Origin of the sequence: Hydrogenophaga sp. (assembly GCF_041633695.1) — a bacterium.
Lineage (GTDB): Bacteria > Pseudomonadota > Gammaproteobacteria > Burkholderiales > Burkholderiaceae_C > Hydrogenophaga.
Map to the genome: position 1 here is coordinate 1 of NZ_JBFJMY010000040.1, position 17,607 is coordinate 17,607.

Below are 17,607 nucleotides of genomic sequence, written 5' to 3' on the forward strand. Positions count from 1 at the left end.
AAGCGGCAGAGGCGTCCAGCCAGAGCGCGCTCGATGCCAACAAGCTGGGCTACCAGGTTGGCGTGCGCATCAACATCGACGTGCTCAACGCCCAAAGCCAGTTGTTCCAGACCAAGCGCGATCTCGCCCTGGCCCGCTACAACGTGTTGCTGGGCAGCCTGCGCTTGAAGCAAGCCAGCGGGCAACTGGCAGCGGACGACCTCAAGCCCATCGACGCTCTGCTGAGCCCATGAGGCAGGCGCCACACGCGCAAGCGCGGCTCCATCCGAGCAACGCTTGGGCTCCGAGGCGCTTGCAACTGGCGTCTGCGGGCCCGAGCCGCGCATGAGAAGGCAAAATGTGGGCATGTCCGCCACCGCTTAAGCCTATGCAACTCGCCACCTGGAATATCAACTCCCTCACCGTTCGCCTGCCACAGGTACTCGACTGGCTCGCCGCCAACCCCGTCGATGTGCTCGCGCTGCAGGAGCTCAAACTCACCGACGAAAAATTCCCCACCTTGGCGTTCGGGGAAGCCGGTTACCAGGCGCAGTGGTTCGGGCAGAAAACCTACAACGGCGTGGCGCTGCTGAGCAAAACACCCGCCACAGATGTGATCAAAAACATCCCCGGTTTTCCCGACGAACAGTCGCGCGTGCTGTGTGCCACGGTCGATGGCGTGCGGGTGATCGGTGCCTATTTCCCGAACGGGCAGGCCCCGGACAGCGACAAGTTCGTCTACAAGAAGCGCTGGCTGGAAGCGCTGCGCGAATGGGTGCGGCAAGAAAAGGCCACCCACCCCAAGCTGGTGCTGATGGGCGACAACAACATCACCTTCGACGACGCCGATGTGTGGGACCCGGTCGGCATGGCGGGCAGCATCCACTGCACCGACGAAGAGCGCGCGCATTTGCAGGGACTCATAGCCCTGGGCCTGCACGACGCACACCGCCTGTTCGAGCAGGCCGAAAAAAGCTACAGCTGGTGGGACTACCGCGAGTCCGGCTTTCGCCGCAACCGGGGCATGCGCATCGACCACATCCTGGTCACCGACGCGCTCAAGGCCCGCGCCAGCAGTTGTTTGATCGACAAGACGCCGCGCAAAAACGAGCGCCCCAGCGACCACGCGCCGGTGGTGCTCACGCTGAGCGACTGAAGCGGTCCGGGCGCTTGCGCCCAGGCCGGGCGCAAAACCGGCCTCAGTCCAGGCCCAGTTCCTGGATCTTGCGCGTGATGGTGTTGCGGCCAATGCCGAGCTTTTGAGCGGCTTCGATGCGGCGCCCGCGCGTGCAAGTGAGTGCGGTCTGTATGAGCTGGGTTTCAAACCGGCGCGTGAGTACGTCCCACACATCCGCCTGACCGCTTTCCAGCAGCGCCTGCGCGTCCAGCTTCAAGCCGGCCTCCCACTGCGCGCCAGCTGGCGGTTCCACCCCCACCGGATCGGTGTGGGCCGCAGGGCCACCCACCAAGGCCACGGGCGCGACCCCAGGCAGTCCGACCATGGTTTCACGCACCGGCATGGACGCAGACGGGGATGCCAAAGACGCGGGCACCTGCTGGCCAGATTCGGTATGTTCGGGATGCCCCCCGGCGTGCGCGGCCAACACCTCGGGCGGCAGGTCTTTCACATCCACCATTTGCGACGGCGCCATCACGGTCAGCCAATGGCACACGTTCTCCAGCTGGCGCACATTGCCCGGGAAATCAAAATACTCCAGCACTTTCACCGCCGCGTCCGTGATGCGCTTGGACTCCACGCCCAGTTGCTTGCCGCTCTGCTGCAAAAAGAAGCGGGTGAGCATGGGCACATCTTCGCGCCGCTCGCGCAACGCCGGCAGACGCAAACGGATCACGTTGAGCCGGTGGAACAAGTCCTCGCGGAACACGCCCTCTTTCACCCGTTGTTCCAGATGCTGGTGGGTGGCCGCGATCACACGCACGTTGGAGCGCACCGCGCTGTGACCACCGACCCGGTAGAAGTTGCCGTCGGACAGCACGCGCAGCAAACGCGTTTGCAGGTCGATCGGCATGTCGCCGATTTCGTCCAGGAAAAGCGTGCCGCCATCGGCCTGTTCAAAGCGCCCACGCCGCATGGTCTGGGCGCCCGTGAACGCGCCACGCTCGTGGCCAAACAATTCGGACTCCAGCAGGTCTTTCGGGATCGCCGCCGTGTTGATGGCGATGAAGGGGCCACCCGAGCGCGGAGAATGCTTGTGCAGTGCACGGGCCACCAGTTCCTTGCCAGACCCCGATTCGCCTGTGATCAGCACTGTCACCTGGCTCTGACTGAGCCGGCCAATGGCGCGAAACACGTCTTGCATGGCGGGGGCGTGCCCCAGCATTTCGGGCATGCTGGTCATGCGCTCTTCGGCCACTTCCTCGCGCTGGCTTTCTTCCACCGCGCGCCGGATCAGCTCAATGGCTTTGGGCAGATCAAAGGGTTTGGGCAGGTACTCGAAGGCACCGCCCTGGAAGGCCGAAACGGCGCTGTCCAGATCGGAGAACGCGGTCATGATGATGACAGGCAGTCCCGGTAGTTTCTCGCGCACCTTCTCCAGCAAATCCAGTCCGGAGCCACCAGGCATGCGGATGTCGCTGACCATGATTTGCGGGCCTTCGTTCTCCGGCGTATCGGCCAAAGCCAGCAAAACCTCTTGCGGGTTGGTGAAGCTGCGGGTGGGCAGGTTCTCGCGCAGCAAGGCTTTCTCCAAAACGAAGCGGATCGATTGGTCATCGTCAACTATCCAGATCGGCTTCATGTATGGTGCTTCCCTTCCTCGGCTGAGGTTGATGTGATGGGCTTCAGGGCAACGGAATCAGAATCTTGAAATCCGTATGGCCGGGTGCACTCTCACACTCGATCAGACCATGGTGCTGCTGGACAAAGGTTTGTGCCAATGTGAGTCCCAGACCCGAACCACCGTCGCGTCCCGACACCAGCGGAAAGAAGATGCGGTCCCTGATCGAGTCTGGTACACCAGGCCCGTTGTCCATCACATGCAATTCCAATGCCAGGCGATAGCGTTGCTTGCCAAATGTCACTTGTCGCCCGACCCGCGAGCGCAAAGTGATGCGCGCGTCACCGGCGGCAATGCGCTCTGAGAGTGCGTGGGCCGCGTTGTGTGCGATGTTGAGCACGGCCTGGATCAGTTGCTCGCGATCGCCCCGGAATTCGGGAATCGAGGTGTCGTAGTCGCGCACCACGCGCAGCCCCTTGGGGAACTCGGCCAGGATCAGTGTCCGGACCCGTTCGCACACCTCGTGGATGTTCACGTCACCCACCACATGCGGCCGCCGGTGTGGCGCCAGCAATCGGTCGACCAGGGACTGCAGGCGGTCGGCCTCGTGGATGATGACTTGCGCGTACTCGATCAGTTCTTTGGATTCCAGCTCCATCTGCAGCAACTGGGCCGCACCACGAATGCCACCCAGCGGATTCTTGATCTCGTGTGCAAGGTTGCGAATCAGCTCCTTGTTGGCCTGCGCCTGGTCCAGGAGCCGCTCCTCCCGCTCCTGCCGGGCTTGTTGCTCCAGCGGCAACAACTCCACCACCACCTCACCCGTGGTTTCGGTTTGTGCGACCACCACGTGCACGGGCAGCGGATCGTGGTTCAGACGTTTGAGCCAGGCGTCGTAACGCAAAGCGGCAAACTCGTTGCCGCGCGCGCCGCTCAGCGCGTTTTGCAGCAACAGCGGTTCGGTAAAACAATCCGGCAGCTGGGTACCCGCGATGCTGCGGCGGGACATGCCCAGCGCGTCCTCCAGCGCGGCATTGGCGAACAGCACGGCGCCATCGGCCGACACCACGGCCACCAGCGTGGCGAGCAAATCCAGCGATTGGAACGGATGCGCCACCGCCGACTTGGGCGGGCGCTTTTTGGCAGGTGGGGCTTTGACGCCCGGCGCCTGGTCTTTGGGGGTTGTGGCGGCTTTTTTCAAGCCGCCTATTGTGCGGCAGAACCGGTTGAACCGGACGCCCCACCCAGCCGGCCCAACTCGCGCTGAATCCCGGCCACATCGTTTTCAGCGCGCGCCACATCGGCCTTCAGTTCGGCGACCCGATCCAGATAACGCTGGTAATTGCGCGACTCGATGCCCTGCTTCTCGGGCTCACCATTGGCGTAGGCCTTGCGCGCTTGCGCCAGGCGCTCCTCGGCCTTTTTGAGCTCGGCATCCAGGATGGTGCGCGCGTCGCTGTCGCGGGCGCGCTGCTCCGCCGTGTTGACGCGCTCGTTGCTGGCACGCGGGGCGGGCGCGGTCTTGCGCTGCGCATCCGCACGGGTATCGCTGCTGCGCTGGGGCACGGTGCCCGGCACCACAGTGATGTTGCCACCCTCCATCACCGTACAGCCCTTGGTTTTTGCCAACTCGGCGTTGTTGATGTACTCCACAGGCGTACCTGGGCATCGGAAGATGCGCTCTTGCGCCAGAGCGGGCAGCAAGGACAAGGTGGCGACACCAGCGGCAAAAAGGCGGACGGGGAAAATCGGCATCATGGTCTTTGGCGGTAAAAGGCCGCGTACAGAGGCGGTCGGTCAAAAAACCGGGACTTGGAGCGGCAAAGCTATTGTCCAGTATGAATGCATTCCAATGCAGAAGTGCCCCGCAGCATGCAGCAAACGCACGAATCTGGCCTTATCCATGAAAAAGGGGCGGTAAATACCGCCCCTTTTGGGATGGAGACCACAGCCGTCAGCCGCGTCTCTCAGCGGTCCGTCACGCGGACCGCGCTGTGCATCACAGGCTGAAGTACATGTCGAATTCGACCGGCGACACTTCAACGCGGCTGCGGTTGACTTCGCCCATCTTCAGCTCGATGTAGGCATCCAGCATGGAGTCGGTGAACACGCCGCCTTTGGTCAGGAACGCGCGGTCCTTGTCCAGGTGCTCCAGCGCCTGATCCAGGCTGTGGCAAACCGTCGGAATCAGCTTGTCTTCTTCCGGTGGCAGGTGGTACAGGTCTTTGGTGGCCGCTTCGCCTGGGTGGATCTTGTTTTCCACGCCGTCCAGACCCGCCATCAGCAAGGCCGAGAAGCCCAGGTAGGGGTTCATCAGTGGATCGGGGAAACGGGCTTCCACGCGACGACCCTTGGGGTTGGGCACGTACGGAATGCGGATCGAGGCCGAGCGGTTCTTGGCCGAGTAGGCCAGCTTCACCGGGGCTTCGAAGTGCGGCACCAGACGTTTGTACGAGTTCGTACCTGGGTTGGTGATGGCATTCAGGGCGCGGGCGTGCTTGATGATGCCGCCGATGTAGTACAGCGCGAATTCGCTCAGACCGGCGTAGCCGTCACCTGCGAACAGGTTCTTGCCCTCTTTCCAGACCGACTGGTGCACGTGCATGCCGGAACCGTTGTCGCCGGCGTAAGGCTTGGGCATGAAGGTCGCGGTCTTGCCGTAGGCGTTGGCGACGTTGTGCACCACGTATTTCTGCAGAATGGTCCAGTCGGCGCGCTGCACCAGGGTGCTGAAACGGGTACCGATTTCGTTCTGGCCTGCGCCCGCCACTTCGTGGTGGAACACTTCAACCGGGATGCCCAGCGACTCCAGGATCAGGGACATCTCGGCGCGCATGTCCTGGGTGCTGTCGACTGGAGGCACGGGGAAATAGCCACCCTTGACGGTGGGACGGTGGCCGCGGTTGCCGCCTTCGAGCTTGGCGCCTTTGTTCCAGGGTGCTTCGTACTCTTCGATTTCGTAGAAGGTGTGGCCCGGAGCGGTGCTCCAGCGCACGCCGTCGAACAGGAAGAACTCGGGCTCAGGTCCGAAGAAGGCGGCATCGCCCAGGCCCGAAGACTTGAGGTAGGCCTCGGCGCGCTTGGCGATGGAACGCGGATCGCGGTCGTAGGCCTTGCCGTCGGCGGGCTCGAGCACGTCACAGGTCAGGATCAGCGTCGTTTCTTCGTAAAACGGGTCGATGTTGGCCGTGTTCGGATCGGGGATCAGCTGCATGTCGGAAGCTTCAATGCCCTTCCAGCCCGCGATGGACGAACCATCGAACGCGTGGCCCGAAACGAACTTGTCCTCGTCGAAATGCGAGACGGGCACGGTGGTGTGCTGCTGCGCACCGCGGGTATCGGTGAAGCGGAAGTCAACAAATTTGACTTCGTTGTCCTTCACCATTTGCATCACGTCTGCGACGGTCTTGGCCATCAAAATACTCCTGTTGCTGGGTGTGAAAAAAGATAACGACTTTGGAATGAAGCAGTTTTTATGCCATTCCGTTCTGGATGGCCCGCAAGTCCCGGCATCGGGTTTGCACAGCAACGGGGATTATGGCGCAAGCCCACAGAGAAAATGGGCCAGTACAGCGCACCAGTGCACCCGCAACCGGTCGAAGAAGTTCGATTTGCCGATACCGCAAACCGGAAATTGCACCAATTTAAGGCATCTCGATGGAATGCATCAATTTGGTGCGTTTTACTTGCGCACCATTTCCGGGCCTAGCTCGGCGCCGTGCCGGCGAAGTCCGGCCATCAATTCGGTGAACGCAAGGGCAACATCCGCTGGCGCCCCTTTCACCCCCAGCTCGATGTGGCGCCCGAACTCCGGGTGGTCCACACTGGGCAGGCTGAAGACCTTCACCGCGTAATCGCGTTCAAGCTGCTCCATGAGCGGCGTCAGCGTGGCCTCCATGGCGCCCATCACCACCACCGAATGCTCCAGCCATTGACCGACCCGATTCCAGCGACCGTAGCTTTGATCCAGCACGGACTCGATCATGGGCCAAGCCATGACGGGAAAGCCTGGCACGAAGTGCACGGTACCGCCACCCGGGCCGTGGCACTCAAAGCCGGGAATGCGGTTGAAGGGGTTGGCGATGATGTCCGCCCCGTCGGGGAACACGCCCATGTTGAAGCGGTGCACGTTGTCTGCACGGTCGGGGTCGTAGATCTGGCCTTGCTCTGCGGCCACGTCGCGCATGCGGGCCTCGATCAAGACCTTGGCCTGCGGATGCAGCACCAGCTCGCGCCCCAGCGCAGCGGCGGCGCATTGGCGGGTATGGTCATCGGGTGTCGCACCAATGCCACCGCAGCAAAACACCGCGTCGGAACTGTCGAACGCCTGTTTCAGAGCGGCGGTGATGCGTTCGCGCTCGTCCCCCACACACAACGCCCAGGACAGGGAGAGGCCCCGCGCCTGCAGCAGTTCGATCACTTTGGGCAGGTGCTTGTCGGCCCGCTTGCCCGAGAGGATTTCATCGCCCACGATGATCAAGCCAAATGCGGGCGGAATTTCGCTGCTGTGCGCGGTTGCTGGCGTCGTCATGTTTTTGCGTCCATATAGGGTGAGGGCAAGCTCGGCGCGGCAAGGCCAGCGTCAGAGGGCACGTCCTGACCAGGCGGGAGCGGTCGTTCACCACCCGCCCCGCCGCCCGGCGTGCCGCGCATCTGCTCCAGGAGCGTCAGCGCATAGTGGGCAAACCACAACGAAGAAAAGGCGAACACCAGGGTGTAAATCCAGATCGCCACCGGTACCAGCAAGGGTGCCAGCGCGATGAACATGGCGCCCGAAGCCCACAACAAGGTCGGAGCAGCGCCCAGGTAGCCGGTGATGATGCCCATCAGCAAAAGGCTGCCGCGGTAGCGCTTCAAAATGCGCTTGCGCTCGTCGCCACTGGCATGCAGCGCCAGCGCGTCAAACGCAAACACGCGGTAGGTGAGCCAGCCCCAAATCAAGGGGGGTAGCACCAGGACCAGCGGCGGAATCAGCCACAAGGGCATGGAAACCAGCAACGCCAGCGCGGCCAACAAGGTGGAACCCAAAGACCACAGGATGCTGACCACCAGGGAGCCGCCGCGCTTTTTTTCCAGCCCGGCAAAACGGCGCTGCCCCACCAGATCCACCATCGCCGGCGTCATGAACATGGCCACCAATAACAGACAGAGCACGACGATGACTGGGGTGGCGAGAACCAGGACCAGCAAAGGGCCAAAGACGGTGCGCAAGGCGCCCATGCCCGCCCCGTCGAGCCAGCCCAAAAACATTTGCACCAATTCGTAGGTTTCGAGCCAGGCCGTCACGGAGGCCACGGCACCTTCCCAGAAAAAGTAACCCAGCCCAAAAGAGGCGATCACCATCAGAATGAGGGGCAGGAACGACAAGGCAATCACGCGCGGGTGCAGGCAATACACCAGCGCGCGCCAAAAGGCATCGAACAGCAGATTCATGCACGCAAGAATACAGGTTTTCCTACCTGTGCCCGGCGCGGACGGCGGCGATCCGCCATCATCACCCCGACCACAACAGCGCGCCTCTGCGGCGCAGACAAGATCCCATTTCATGAACCCGATCGAAATCGACGGCGTCCGGCTGGAGCTCTCCCACATTCCAGGGCGAAGCGAACACAGTCCCTTGGTCTTTCTCCACGAAGGGCTGGGCAGCGTGGCGATGTGGCAGCAAAAAGGCCGGCACTGGCCCAGCGAGCTCTGCGCGGCCACCGGGCGCGCGGGCTGGTTGTACTCCCGAAGGGGCTATGGGCAGTCCGACCCGATTCCCGACGTGCGTGCAGAGCCCGAAAACACGAACGGGGCTTGGTCCGGCCACCGCGGCCGCCACCGGCCCGACTACATGCACCAGGAAGCCTGGCGGGTTTTGCCGGCTTTGTTGAAACAGATCGGGGTGGCCAATCCCGTGCTGATCGGGCATTCCGATGGCGCGAGCATCGCCTTGTTGCACGCCAGCCGCTTTCCGGTCGCCGCCTGTGTGGTGATGGCGCCCCATCTGTTTGTGGAAGATATCGCGATCCGCGCCATCACGCAGGCCAAGGCGCTCTACCTGGCGGACGCCGAGGCACCCGCCTCCTCGCCGCCGGGTCTGCGTCGTCGCCTGTCGCGCTTCCATGCGGATGTGGACAACGCCTTCTGGCAATGGAACGATATCTGGTTGAGCGAGGCGTTCCGCCGTTTCAATATCGAAGCCGAGTGCCGAGCCATCCAGGCGCCCTTGTTGGCGGTACAGGGGTTGACGGACGAATACGGCACGCTGGCCCAGTTGGACGCGCTGGAACACGCCGTGCCCCACGTTCAGCGGGTGCAGCTTGCCGACTGCGGTCACAGCCCGCACCGGGATCAACCCCAGGCCTTGACCGATGCGGTGGCGCAGCTTCTGAACAAAGTTCGCTGATTCCCTCGCAAGCAGGATGTGCAAGCCCCTCTCGCACGGCAAAATCGGAGCGTCGTCGCCATGCCTTGTGCTGGCCCTGCGGAACCCGTGGCACGCTGACACCACGCACAGCGTGCCGCATGCGGCGCCATCTGCAGGCTAACAGCCCCATTCTTCAACCCGCCCTGCCCAGGGCCCATGTTGGTACCCCATGTGGGCTTTGTTTCAAAATGCCGCGAAATCCCGGCTCTTTCACCCCGACATTGGCGGAAATGGCCGTCAATCTAGGCACAAACCCCAAGAACGTCACGCAAAGTCCGTTGTCGGAATCCCCTGATTCCACCTTTTCTGCATCAAGTCGCTACACTTTGATACACATTTACTGCATACCTTGATGAGCGTGAACAACTGGAACAACCCATGGCTATTGGCCGCATTGATACCCGCCCTGCTGGGGCTGGGTGCCATGCTGCACCGCTATTGGGCCGCCCGGCTGGCACGGGCACAGCGCCGCATTCCCAAACACTGGCCTTTGACCAGCAGGGCATTGGCCAACAGCGAAGAGGCCAAAGTCTGGCACTGGCTGGCGCGTACCTTTTACGACCACCACGTCATGATCAAACTGCCGGTGACCCGGTTCACCTTGCCCCGCGACCGCGAGCAAGGCATGCACTGGTACCGTTTGCTCGGTGGCGTGTACTGCACCTTCACCATTTGCAAGGCCGACGGTCGGGTGATCGGCTGTCTTGATGTGCCCGGCAGCGCCGGTCTGCCGCGCAGCACACGCCAGCTCAAGCACTCCTTGCTGACCCAGTGTGGCCTGCCCTACTGGGTGGTGCGATCCAATAACCTGCCCACGGTCGCCGAGATCCGGGGCGAATTCCTGGGCGAATCCCTGACCAGCCAGTCGATGCGGGAGCGGGAACAGGAAGAGCGCGCCATCATCGCAGCCCAGGCCAATTTGCGCACAGCGCTCACGCGCCAGCGAAGCAGCCGCAACACCGACTTCAATCCCTTGTCGGGATGGCCCAGCAGCAACGTCGGCGACTTGCGCAGCGACTTCAACTCGCAAAACTCGCAATGGCAGGAAAACTCCTTCCTGGTCCCACTCGACAGCCGCAAGGGCGATCTGCTCTGAACGCCTCGGCCAGCGGCGGACTCAGGCTGCCGCGCTCGTCGACCCCACTTTTTTCGTCAGCTCGCCGATCTCGTTCTCGGTGAGCCAACGCCACCGACCCGGCGGCAAATCTTCGGCCAACAGCAAGCCGCCAATCGCCGAGCGGTGCAAACCTTCCACCCGATTCCCGACCGCCGCCACCATGCGTTTGACCTGGTGGTACTTGCCTTCGGTGAGCGTCAACTCCAGTTGGTGCGATCCGAGCGCCCGGCACGCCTGCGCCCGCACCGGGCGGGGGTCGTCGTCCAGCACCACGCCTTCCAGCAGGCGAGCCAGCTGTTGATCGTCGAGCGGATGCTTGAGCTGCGCTTCATAGACCTTGGGCACATGGTGGCGCGGCGAGGTCAGGCGGTGGATGAACTTGCCGTCGTCCGACAGCAGCAAAAGCCCGGTGGTGTCCTGATCCAGCCGCCCCACGGCCTGCACGCCCGCTGCTGCCCCACCGCCACGCTGGCGCAGCGGGCCGGGCAACAAGGTGTAGACGCTGGGGTAAGTGCCGGGCTTGTGCGAGCACTCAAACCCGCCGGGTTTGTTCAGCAGCAGATACGCGCGCGCGTGGAAGTGCCAGCGTTCGCCCTGCACCCAGAACACCAAGCCGGTCTCCTCAAAAGCGGCCGATGGGTCGGTGCAAACCACCTGGTCGGGGCCGATTTTCACCAGCCCTTGCTGAACCAAGCCGTAACATATACGGCGTGTCCCAAATCCCTGGGAAAAAAGAATGTCTTGCAACTGCATCATGGTGCCGCCATTGTCGCCGCTCTGCCGTACCCACTCCCAAGCCACACCCGCCGCGACATCCCACCGATCACCATTTGAATGAAACGCAAACTCAAAACGCTGTTGCCCAACCCGGAAAGCCTTCGCAACAACCGCTGGGTCAACTGGATGGGCCCGGTACTTCACCACCCCCGCCTCTGGCATTTCAGCCGCAAAGGCATTTCGCTGGGCGTGGCGCTGGGGATTTTCTTTGGTTTGCTGATTCCGGTGGCACAAATCCCGGTGGCCGCCGTCGTTGCGGTGGTGCTCAGAGCGAATCTACCCATGGCGGTGGCCAGCACGCTGGTCACCAACCCAGTGACGTTTGGACCGGTGTATTACGGCGCCTACAAACTGGGCAAGAAGGTACTGGGCGATCAACCCGTGTCCGAAAAGGAAGCCTTGCGCACGCTGACGCAAGCGCACACCCAACCCCAGGAAATGCATGGCTTCTACGACCGTACGGTCCAGGCGCTGCGCCACCTGAGCACCGTGGGCAAGCCCTTGATGGTGGGCCTGGCGATCGTGGCCACCGTCAGCGGTTTGCTGGTTTACTTTCTGGTCAGCGCTGTGTGGGTGCTCATGATCCGCTGGAACCGCAGAAAAAGGCTGCGCACACGCAAACAAAGAACCGCCGTTGAACCTATGGAGTGATGGCCGACTCGCTCATCCGATCGGTCCGCCCCATCAAAAAAGGTGGCTTGCGCCACCTTTTTTATGCCATGCGGTGTTCTTTCAACCGCGCTTGCGTCGGCTCGCGGCAGCCAGGCCAGCGAGACCCAGGCCCAGCAAGGCAAGTGTGCCTGGCTCTGGCACTGCCGACACGGACTCGACGTACACGACGAAGTCGTTGTAGTCCCGGTCCGACAGCGACAGCTGCATGTCGTCCCAAGCCAGGATGTAGCTGGACGAACCCCACACGCCGGGCGCGCCGCCGGGCAGCTGGATCTTGTCGCCATCACCCTGGAAAGCCACCAGATGGTCGTCGCCGCCATTCAGTTCGGCCTGCGAATAAAAGATGGTGTTTTGAGCGGCGTTGGCCAGGTAGTAGCCGAACGCATTGCTGGTGAACATCACGCTGCCCAGCACGGAGAAGCCAGGCGACAGCTGGAACGCGGTGAAGGTGTTCGAGCCGTCCACCGTCAAGACGCGCTTGGCCGACGAAGAAGCCGCGCCGCTGTACAGCTCGATGCGGTTGTTCAGGTTGTTCAGGTCGTAAATGCCGAAGGTGTTGTCGTTGGCAAACGCAGCCAGTTCGATCACCAGGGTGGCGGCCGACATGCCCGAAGCTTCGATCTGGAACTGTCCCACTTCCGAAGCCTGATTGGCCATCACATTGGGTGCCAATGCCGTCGAAGTACCTGCACTGGTGTACAGACCATTGATGACATCTTGCAGACCCGTGCCGTTGATGGGCAGCGGCGTGGCAAACACCGCCGCAGAGGCCAGCAAGGAAACACTGGCGACGAGGGCTTTGATTCCGTTCATATCGACTACCTTTTGTTCAAATGAGTTACTACATGTATCTCTCGAAACAATTAAAGCAGCAACCGTGCCAACCAATCAAATCAATGACTTAGAAGGATATTCAACCGAATGTGTCAAATATTCCGACAGTTGATATGTATCAAGATCGGCGCAGGATGCCACCCGGTCGCAGACTGCGCCTGCCTGCCGCCCGGCGTCGCAGACCAGGGCGCACGAACCAAGCAGGTACCGGAAAACGCGGCGCGGCGTGCGGCGCGTCACAGGTTTCCCTGCGAGCCCTCATCGTCCCTCTGCGCTGGCCCGGCTTTGGCCAGCGCCATCCAGACATGGAAGGGCAAATGCGCCACGGCGCGGCGCGGCGCTTCTCGGGCCACGATCAGCCGCCCTGCCTGCGCCAGCATCACGCCACATTCGGGTGGAATTTCATCGACCTGCCCAATGGCTCGACCCTTGGCGTCTTCCCCCAATACATACCAGCAGGCGCTGGCCATCGCCAGATAGGCTGCGCGCTTGGCCGGCTTTTTCAAGTCGCTCAGAAGATCGGACCGGTTGACCTTGATCTCGTGCACCACGGGTTCGAGATAGGCTTCAACCGAACTGTGGCGGATCGAAAATACATCGGGGCAAGCCACGCACCAGACCGAGCCGGGCTCCGCAGGTTTGCGTACAAGGCCCTCACCTGTCTCCAGCAGATCGCAGGCGACCGATGGACTTTCAGCCTCCTCGAGGTCCGCCCGTGCGGTGGGTACCGGCGCGCGCAAGGCCAAGCCGCGCCAGGTCAGGCGTCCGGCGCGTGCCATGGCTTGCGCCACCTGCTCCACCAGCATTTCATGGGGTGAGCGCGCTGCCCGGTTGCGCGCCAACACCTGGGCCAGGATTTGCAGGCCGCTTTCGGTGACGCGCAGGGTTTCATGCCCGCCAGGGTCGGCCCGCCGGCTCACCCATCCGGCGGCGAGCAGCTCCACCTCCACCATGTCGTGGCAAGGCCAACCGGCCGAACGGTAAATCTCGCGCAACCGCCGTTGCTGTGGGCGGGTGGGAAGCTGGGGGTCCATGCGAAAAAAATTCCGGCTGAAACGCGGTGTCGACGCAGCAAGAGGGATATGTGTGACCGCCTGACAGCACGGCCATCTACACCAGCGTATCCGAGAACTTCACGGCTGTCCGCTGGCGGTCACATTGCAGGAAAGGTTGAAAACCAGACTGGAGTTGGCTGGAAAATCGGGAATCACCAGGCCCGTCTGCAGTGCCGCGACCGTGACCGAAGCCGGACAAGTGGCGGTGGGAGGCCCCACCACCGCCTGGCAGGTGGCCGCATAACAGGAAAGCCCGGCGCTTGCCGGGTCGGACACCGTCGCTCCTGCTGCGTTGCTGGGCCCCGAATTGTTCACCGTGATGGCGTATTGGGTGGTGCCGCCGCTCACCAGCGACGAGGCGCTGTTGCTCTTGGTCACACTGAGTCCACCTTCAACCCGGTTGGTGAACAGGCACAGCGTATCGGTGTACGCGGCAGAGGTGAGGCTGGTGGAGGTACCGCTGCCGGTGCTCAAGACCGCGCCCGTATCGGCGTTGCTGCACCGATACGTGTTCCCATAGCCGGCAACTTGGGTGCCGCCGAATCCGGTTTCGGAATAGGTCACCGGCGTGCCGGGCGTCACGGCTTGCCAGCCCGTGGTACCGCCATGCCCCTGGTTTGTCACCGTTGCACCGCCCGCCGTCAGATTGAAGCGCCCCGCATCGGTGTTGGGCTGCAAGGCCTTGTCGGTCTTCACCCGGGTTTGTTTGGTGTTGCTGATGGTGCAATGGGCCGCACCATTGGCGTTGCTCAGGTTGGCCGTGATGCGCCGATTGGCCGTATCCACGGTAACGAAACTGGCGCTGCCTCCGGCGGGTGTGGTGCAGGTGATGGCGGCGCCCGGCCCCCAACGATCGAGCAAGCTTTCCTGTATCACCAAGGTGCGTGTGCCACCCGACGAATGCAGTGGCACGGTCACCTGCTGGGTCTGAGCGTGGCCCAGGCTGAAACTGGTGGTCGACGGCGTGTCGCCAGCCACCGACGGTGTCGACGATGCGCTGGCCGTGAAGGCAAAGGTCTCGGTGGCGGAACTGGGCAAGGTCTGCTTGGTCACGCGCACATAGCCGTTGGTTTCCAGGCCAATGATGGTGGAAGCATCGTTGGAGCTGCATTTGGCGTTGGTGCCCGCCGTGATGTTGCCCGTGGTGCAGGAGCCCGCCGAGACGTTGTCAAAAACCACGGTGTAAGGCACACCCACCACGTTGCTGCCGGTAGCCGGCATGCAAGCCACCTTCACGCCCCTCACCACCATGGTCGCCACGCCCGACTGGTAGCCGTCGGCGGCGCCAAAGCTCTTGCCCCGAAAGTCGCCGCAGGCATCCAGATCGGAGTCAAAAAACGGAAAAATCGTCGGCGTGGACGGCGGTGGGAAGGTTTGCGGCGCGATGATGGTGGTGGGCGCCACCATGCCGATGGAACACAGCTGGCTCGCGTCGTTGATGCGCGGGGAATTGCCGGTCTGGCCAAAAAATACACCCACGTCGTAGCGATCCGGGTTTTTGCTGGCCACCGTCGCCCGGATATTGAGCGTCAGGCTTTCCCCATACACACACTTGCTCAGCGCACCGGCCGACTCCTGCTCAAACGAAACGATGGTGTCGAAGTCGTTGGAGGTGCAGCTGCGGGTGGATCCGGCCCGTGTGCCCACACAAGACGCGTCTGTGAGCGCGGTGACCGCAACCGTATTGGTTTGCGCCATGGCCGACGCAGCCAACAAAAAATGGGCCGTCAATGCCAGCCACCATTGCGTTCGTGCTGTTTTTATGGTGCTCAAATCGTTCTTCCAAGTCACGGTTCTGGTCGGCACGCGCGGCTCTGGCAGCGCAGATGTCGACTTTTTGCCAAGATTAACCCAGCGCCATCCCGGTTTGGCGCCACCCCCAAAAAGAAAGGCATGCACACGGCTTTCCAGGCGGTCACCCTTCCGTGCAAGGAGGAGCAAGGTCTCGGATGAGCCTAATTCGCACCAAGAATAGGCAAAAAGCCCCATCATCAAGCGCACACCACTCGAAGACGTACTCAATTGGTGCATTTATTGCTTGCCTTTGCGGCTCATCAAAATCCTCGGATTTTTTGCACCAACAACCACCATCAATCCCCAACAAAGAACATGGATGCACTAAAACAGGGCACAGATGCCCTTTTCATTTTGCTCGGCGGCATCATGGTGCTGGCTATGCACGCGGGTTTTGCCTTTCTGGAACTGGGCACCGTGCGCAAGAAAAACCAGGTGAACGCTCTGGTCAAGATCCTGGTGGACTTTTCGGTCTCCACCATCGTGTATTTCATGATCGGCTACAGCGTGGCCTATGGCACCAACTTTTTTGTGGGTGCCGAACAGCTGGCGGCCAAGAACGGCTACGAGCTGGTGAAGTTCTTCTTCTTGCTCACGTTCGCCGCAGCCATTCCCGCCATCATTTCGGGCGGCATTGCCGAACGCGCCCGCTTCTGGCCGCAGCTGATTGCCACGGCGGTCGTTGTCGGTGTGGTGTACCCGGTGTTTGAAGGCGTGGCCTGGAACGGCCATTTCGGCGTGCAGGCCTGGATCGAAGCCACCACGGGCGCCGCCTTTCACGACTTTGCCGGCTCGGTGGTGGTGCACGCGGTGGGCGGCTGGATCGCCCTGCCCGCTGTGCTGCTGCTGGGCGCACGCGCCAACCGCTACAAGAAAGACGGCGCCATTTCGGCCCACCCGCCATCCAACATTCCATTTCTCGCCTTGGGCGCCTGGATTTTGTGCGTCGGCTGGTTCGGCTTCAACGTGATGAGCGCCCAGACCATCGACAAGATTTCGGGCCTGGTGGCGGTGAATTCGCTCATGGCCATGGTGGGCGGCACGCTGGCCGCGCTGGTGGCGGGCAAGAACGACCCCGGCTTTGTGCACAACGGGCCGCTGGCGGGCTTGGTGGCGGTCTGCGCCGGTTCTGACCTGATGCATCCGCTGGGTGCGCTGGTGGTGGGCGCCGTGGCTGGTGGCCTGTTCGTGGTGATGTTCACCTTGACGCAAAACCGCTGGAAGATCGACGACGTCTTGGGCGTGTGGCCGCTGCACGGCCTGTGCGGCACCTGGGGCGGCGTGGCCGCCGGTATTTTTGGCACCCAGGCCCTGGGTGGTCTGGGCGGCGTGAACCTCATGGCGCAATTGATGGGCACTGCCATGGGCGTGGCCTGGGCGTTGTTCGGCGGTATCGTCGTCTATGGCGTGCTCAAAGCCACGGTCGGCCTGCGCCTCAGCCAAGAAGAAGAGTACGACGGCGCCGACCTGACGGTGCACCGCATCAGCGCCACGCCCGACCGCGAAGTGAACTGGTGATGGTGCGGGTGCTCCAGTCGTGTCCAATAGCGGCATGAGCACCCACACCTCTTTGCCCACCGATACCGAGCAGCGCCTGACCGAGCTCGAGATCAAGGCCAGTTACGCCGAAGACCTGCTGGACACCTTGAACCAGTTGGTGACGCGGCAGCAAGAACAGATCGACCGGCTGCTGCGCGAGCTGGGCCAGTTGCGCCAACAAGGTGATACGGCCAGCCCCGCAGTGCAACGCAACTTGCGCGACGAATTGCCGCCCCACTACTGAGCGGGTGCGCCGAGGCTCAAGCGCCTACGCAACCCAACCCAGTGCGGCCACCGGCGGCAGATCGCGCGACACGCAGTGCCAGTGTTCGCCCCCATCCACACCGATCCAGAGGCCACCGGTGGTGGAGGCCATGGCCAGCGTCTGCCCGTCTGGTGCCACCTCCAAACAGTGCCGGTACACCAGGTGGTAGGCGTGGCTGGCGGGCAGGCCGGCATCCAGAATCCGAAAGCTCGCGCCGGCGTCGTCCGTGCGGGTGACCACCATTTTTCCATCGACCGGGAAGCGCTGCGCATCGGCCTGCGCCGGCACAAACCAAGCGCGCCTGGGGTCCACAGGATCGCAGGCCACGGCAAAACCAAACCCGGACGGGTCGGGTGCGTCCAGCGGCAACCAGTGCTGCCCGCCGTCTTGCGAGCGGTAGATACCGCAGTGGTGCTGCAGCCACAGCA

At 62.5% G+C, this 17,607-nt stretch carries 18 protein-coding genes; 7 read left to right on the forward strand and 11 right to left on the reverse strand.

Features of this window, described 5'->3' with window-relative positions; translation table 11 throughout:
- Together ABYB95_RS04185 and xth are read left to right on the forward strand one after the other, a co-directional pair.
- Window positions 1–233: TolC family protein (locus ABYB95_RS04185; RefSeq protein WP_372657192.1), on the forward strand; the 233-nt coding region annotated here is incomplete at its 5' end.
- 134 nt (window positions 234–367) lie between these two features.
- Window positions 368–1,135, forward strand: coding sequence for an exodeoxyribonuclease III (xth, locus tag ABYB95_RS04190; RefSeq protein ID WP_372657193.1), 768 nt, complete (start codon window positions 368–370; stop codon window positions 1,133–1,135).
- A gap of 43 nt (window positions 1,136–1,178) precedes the next feature.
- Here the strand turns inward: xth and ntrC are convergent, their stop codons facing one another.
- From ntrC to ABYB95_RS04220, 6 genes are all read right to left on the reverse strand, one after another.
- A complete protein-coding gene (ntrC, locus tag ABYB95_RS04195; protein ID WP_372657194.1) occupies window positions 1,179–2,738 on the reverse strand; it encodes a nitrogen regulation protein NR(I) in 1,560 nt (519 codons plus the stop codon).
- A 43-nt stretch (window positions 2,739–2,781) separates the two neighbouring features.
- Window positions 2,782–3,834: a nitrogen regulation protein NR(II) gene (glnL, locus tag ABYB95_RS04200; RefSeq protein WP_372657209.1), complete on the reverse strand. Its 1,053-nt coding sequence runs from the start codon at window positions 3,832–3,834 to the stop codon at window positions 2,782–2,784.
- Between the two features lie 89 nt (window positions 3,835–3,923).
- Window positions 3,924–4,475: a hypothetical protein gene (locus ABYB95_RS04205; RefSeq protein WP_372657195.1), complete on the reverse strand. Its 552-nt coding sequence runs from the start codon at window positions 4,473–4,475 to the stop codon at window positions 3,924–3,926.
- Window positions 4,476–4,716: 241 nt separating this feature from the next.
- On the reverse strand, window positions 4,717–6,132 hold the full coding sequence (gene glnA, locus ABYB95_RS04210) for a type I glutamate--ammonia ligase (RefSeq protein ID WP_372657197.1): 1,416 nt from the start codon (window positions 6,130–6,132) through the stop codon (window positions 4,717–4,719).
- Between the two features lie 267 nt (window positions 6,133–6,399).
- On the reverse strand, window positions 6,400–7,215 hold the full coding sequence (locus tag ABYB95_RS04215) for a competence/damage-inducible protein A (protein ID WP_372657210.1): 816 nt from the start codon (window positions 7,213–7,215) through the stop codon (window positions 6,400–6,402).
- 29 nt (window positions 7,216–7,244) lie between these two features.
- Window positions 7,245–8,150 carry an EI24 domain-containing protein gene (locus ABYB95_RS04220; RefSeq protein ID WP_372657198.1) on the reverse strand — a complete coding sequence of 302 codons (906 nt, stop codon included), beginning with the start codon at window positions 8,148–8,150 and terminating at the stop codon, window positions 7,245–7,247.
- Window positions 8,151–8,262: 112 nt separating this feature from the next.
- Between ABYB95_RS04220 and ABYB95_RS04225 the strand changes: the two genes are divergently transcribed.
- Together ABYB95_RS04225 and ABYB95_RS04230 are read left to right on the forward strand one after the other, a co-directional pair.
- Window positions 8,263–9,105 carry an alpha/beta fold hydrolase gene (locus ABYB95_RS04225; protein WP_372657199.1) on the forward strand — a complete coding sequence of 281 codons (843 nt, stop codon included), beginning with the start codon at window positions 8,263–8,265 and terminating at the stop codon, window positions 9,103–9,105.
- A gap of 373 nt (window positions 9,106–9,478) precedes the next feature.
- Window positions 9,479–10,222 (forward strand): hypothetical protein, encoded by a 744-nt coding sequence (locus tag ABYB95_RS04230; protein WP_372657200.1) that lies wholly within the window; start codon window positions 9,479–9,481, stop codon window positions 10,220–10,222.
- A gap of 21 nt (window positions 10,223–10,243) precedes the next feature.
- Here ABYB95_RS04230 and ABYB95_RS04235 read toward each other — a convergent pair whose 3' ends face one another.
- On the reverse strand, window positions 10,244–10,996 hold the full coding sequence (locus tag ABYB95_RS04235) for a pseudouridine synthase (RefSeq protein WP_372657212.1): 753 nt from the start codon (window positions 10,994–10,996) through the stop codon (window positions 10,244–10,246).
- An 81-nt stretch (window positions 10,997–11,077) separates the two neighbouring features.
- On the opposite strand from ABYB95_RS04235, the gene ABYB95_RS04240 reads away from it, so the two are divergent.
- Window positions 11,078–11,671 carry a DUF2062 domain-containing protein gene (locus tag ABYB95_RS04240; RefSeq protein ID WP_372657201.1) on the forward strand — a complete coding sequence of 198 codons (594 nt, stop codon included), beginning with the start codon at window positions 11,078–11,080 and terminating at the stop codon, window positions 11,669–11,671.
- Between the two features lie 81 nt (window positions 11,672–11,752).
- Here the strand turns inward: ABYB95_RS04240 and ABYB95_RS04245 are convergent, their stop codons facing one another.
- The 3 genes from ABYB95_RS04245 to ABYB95_RS04255 all read right to left on the reverse strand — a co-directional run bounded on the left by ABYB95_RS04245 (window position 11,753) and on the right by ABYB95_RS04255 (window position 15,354).
- Complete coding sequence (locus ABYB95_RS04245) at window positions 11,753–12,505, reverse strand: PEP-CTERM sorting domain-containing protein (protein WP_372657202.1); 753 nt, start codon at window positions 12,503–12,505, stop codon at window positions 11,753–11,755.
- 257 nt (window positions 12,506–12,762) lie between these two features.
- Window positions 12,763–13,560: a hypothetical protein gene (locus ABYB95_RS04250; RefSeq protein WP_372657203.1), complete on the reverse strand. Its 798-nt coding sequence runs from the start codon at window positions 13,558–13,560 to the stop codon at window positions 12,763–12,765.
- A 99-nt stretch (window positions 13,561–13,659) separates the two neighbouring features.
- Window positions 13,660–15,354 carry a hypothetical protein gene (locus ABYB95_RS04255; RefSeq protein ID WP_372657204.1) on the reverse strand — a complete coding sequence of 565 codons (1,695 nt, stop codon included), beginning with the start codon at window positions 15,352–15,354 and terminating at the stop codon, window positions 13,660–13,662.
- Window positions 15,355–15,690: 336 nt separating this feature from the next.
- Between ABYB95_RS04255 and ABYB95_RS04260 the strand changes: the two genes are divergently transcribed.
- Together ABYB95_RS04260 and ABYB95_RS04265 are read left to right on the forward strand one after the other, a co-directional pair.
- On the forward strand, window positions 15,691–16,893 hold the full coding sequence (locus ABYB95_RS04260; RefSeq protein ID WP_372657205.1) for an ammonium transporter: 1,203 nt from the start codon (window positions 15,691–15,693) through the stop codon (window positions 16,891–16,893).
- Window positions 16,894–16,927: 34 nt separating this feature from the next.
- On the forward strand, window positions 16,928–17,158 hold the full coding sequence (locus ABYB95_RS04265) for a SlyX family protein (RefSeq protein WP_372657207.1): 231 nt from the start codon (window positions 16,928–16,930) through the stop codon (window positions 17,156–17,158).
- Between the two features lie 24 nt (window positions 17,159–17,182).
- Here the strand turns inward: ABYB95_RS04265 and ABYB95_RS04270 are convergent.
- Window positions 17,183–17,607, reverse strand: a 425-nt coding sequence (locus ABYB95_RS04270) for a WD40/YVTN/BNR-like repeat-containing protein (protein ID WP_372657208.1), incomplete at its 5' end; no start/stop codon positions are given.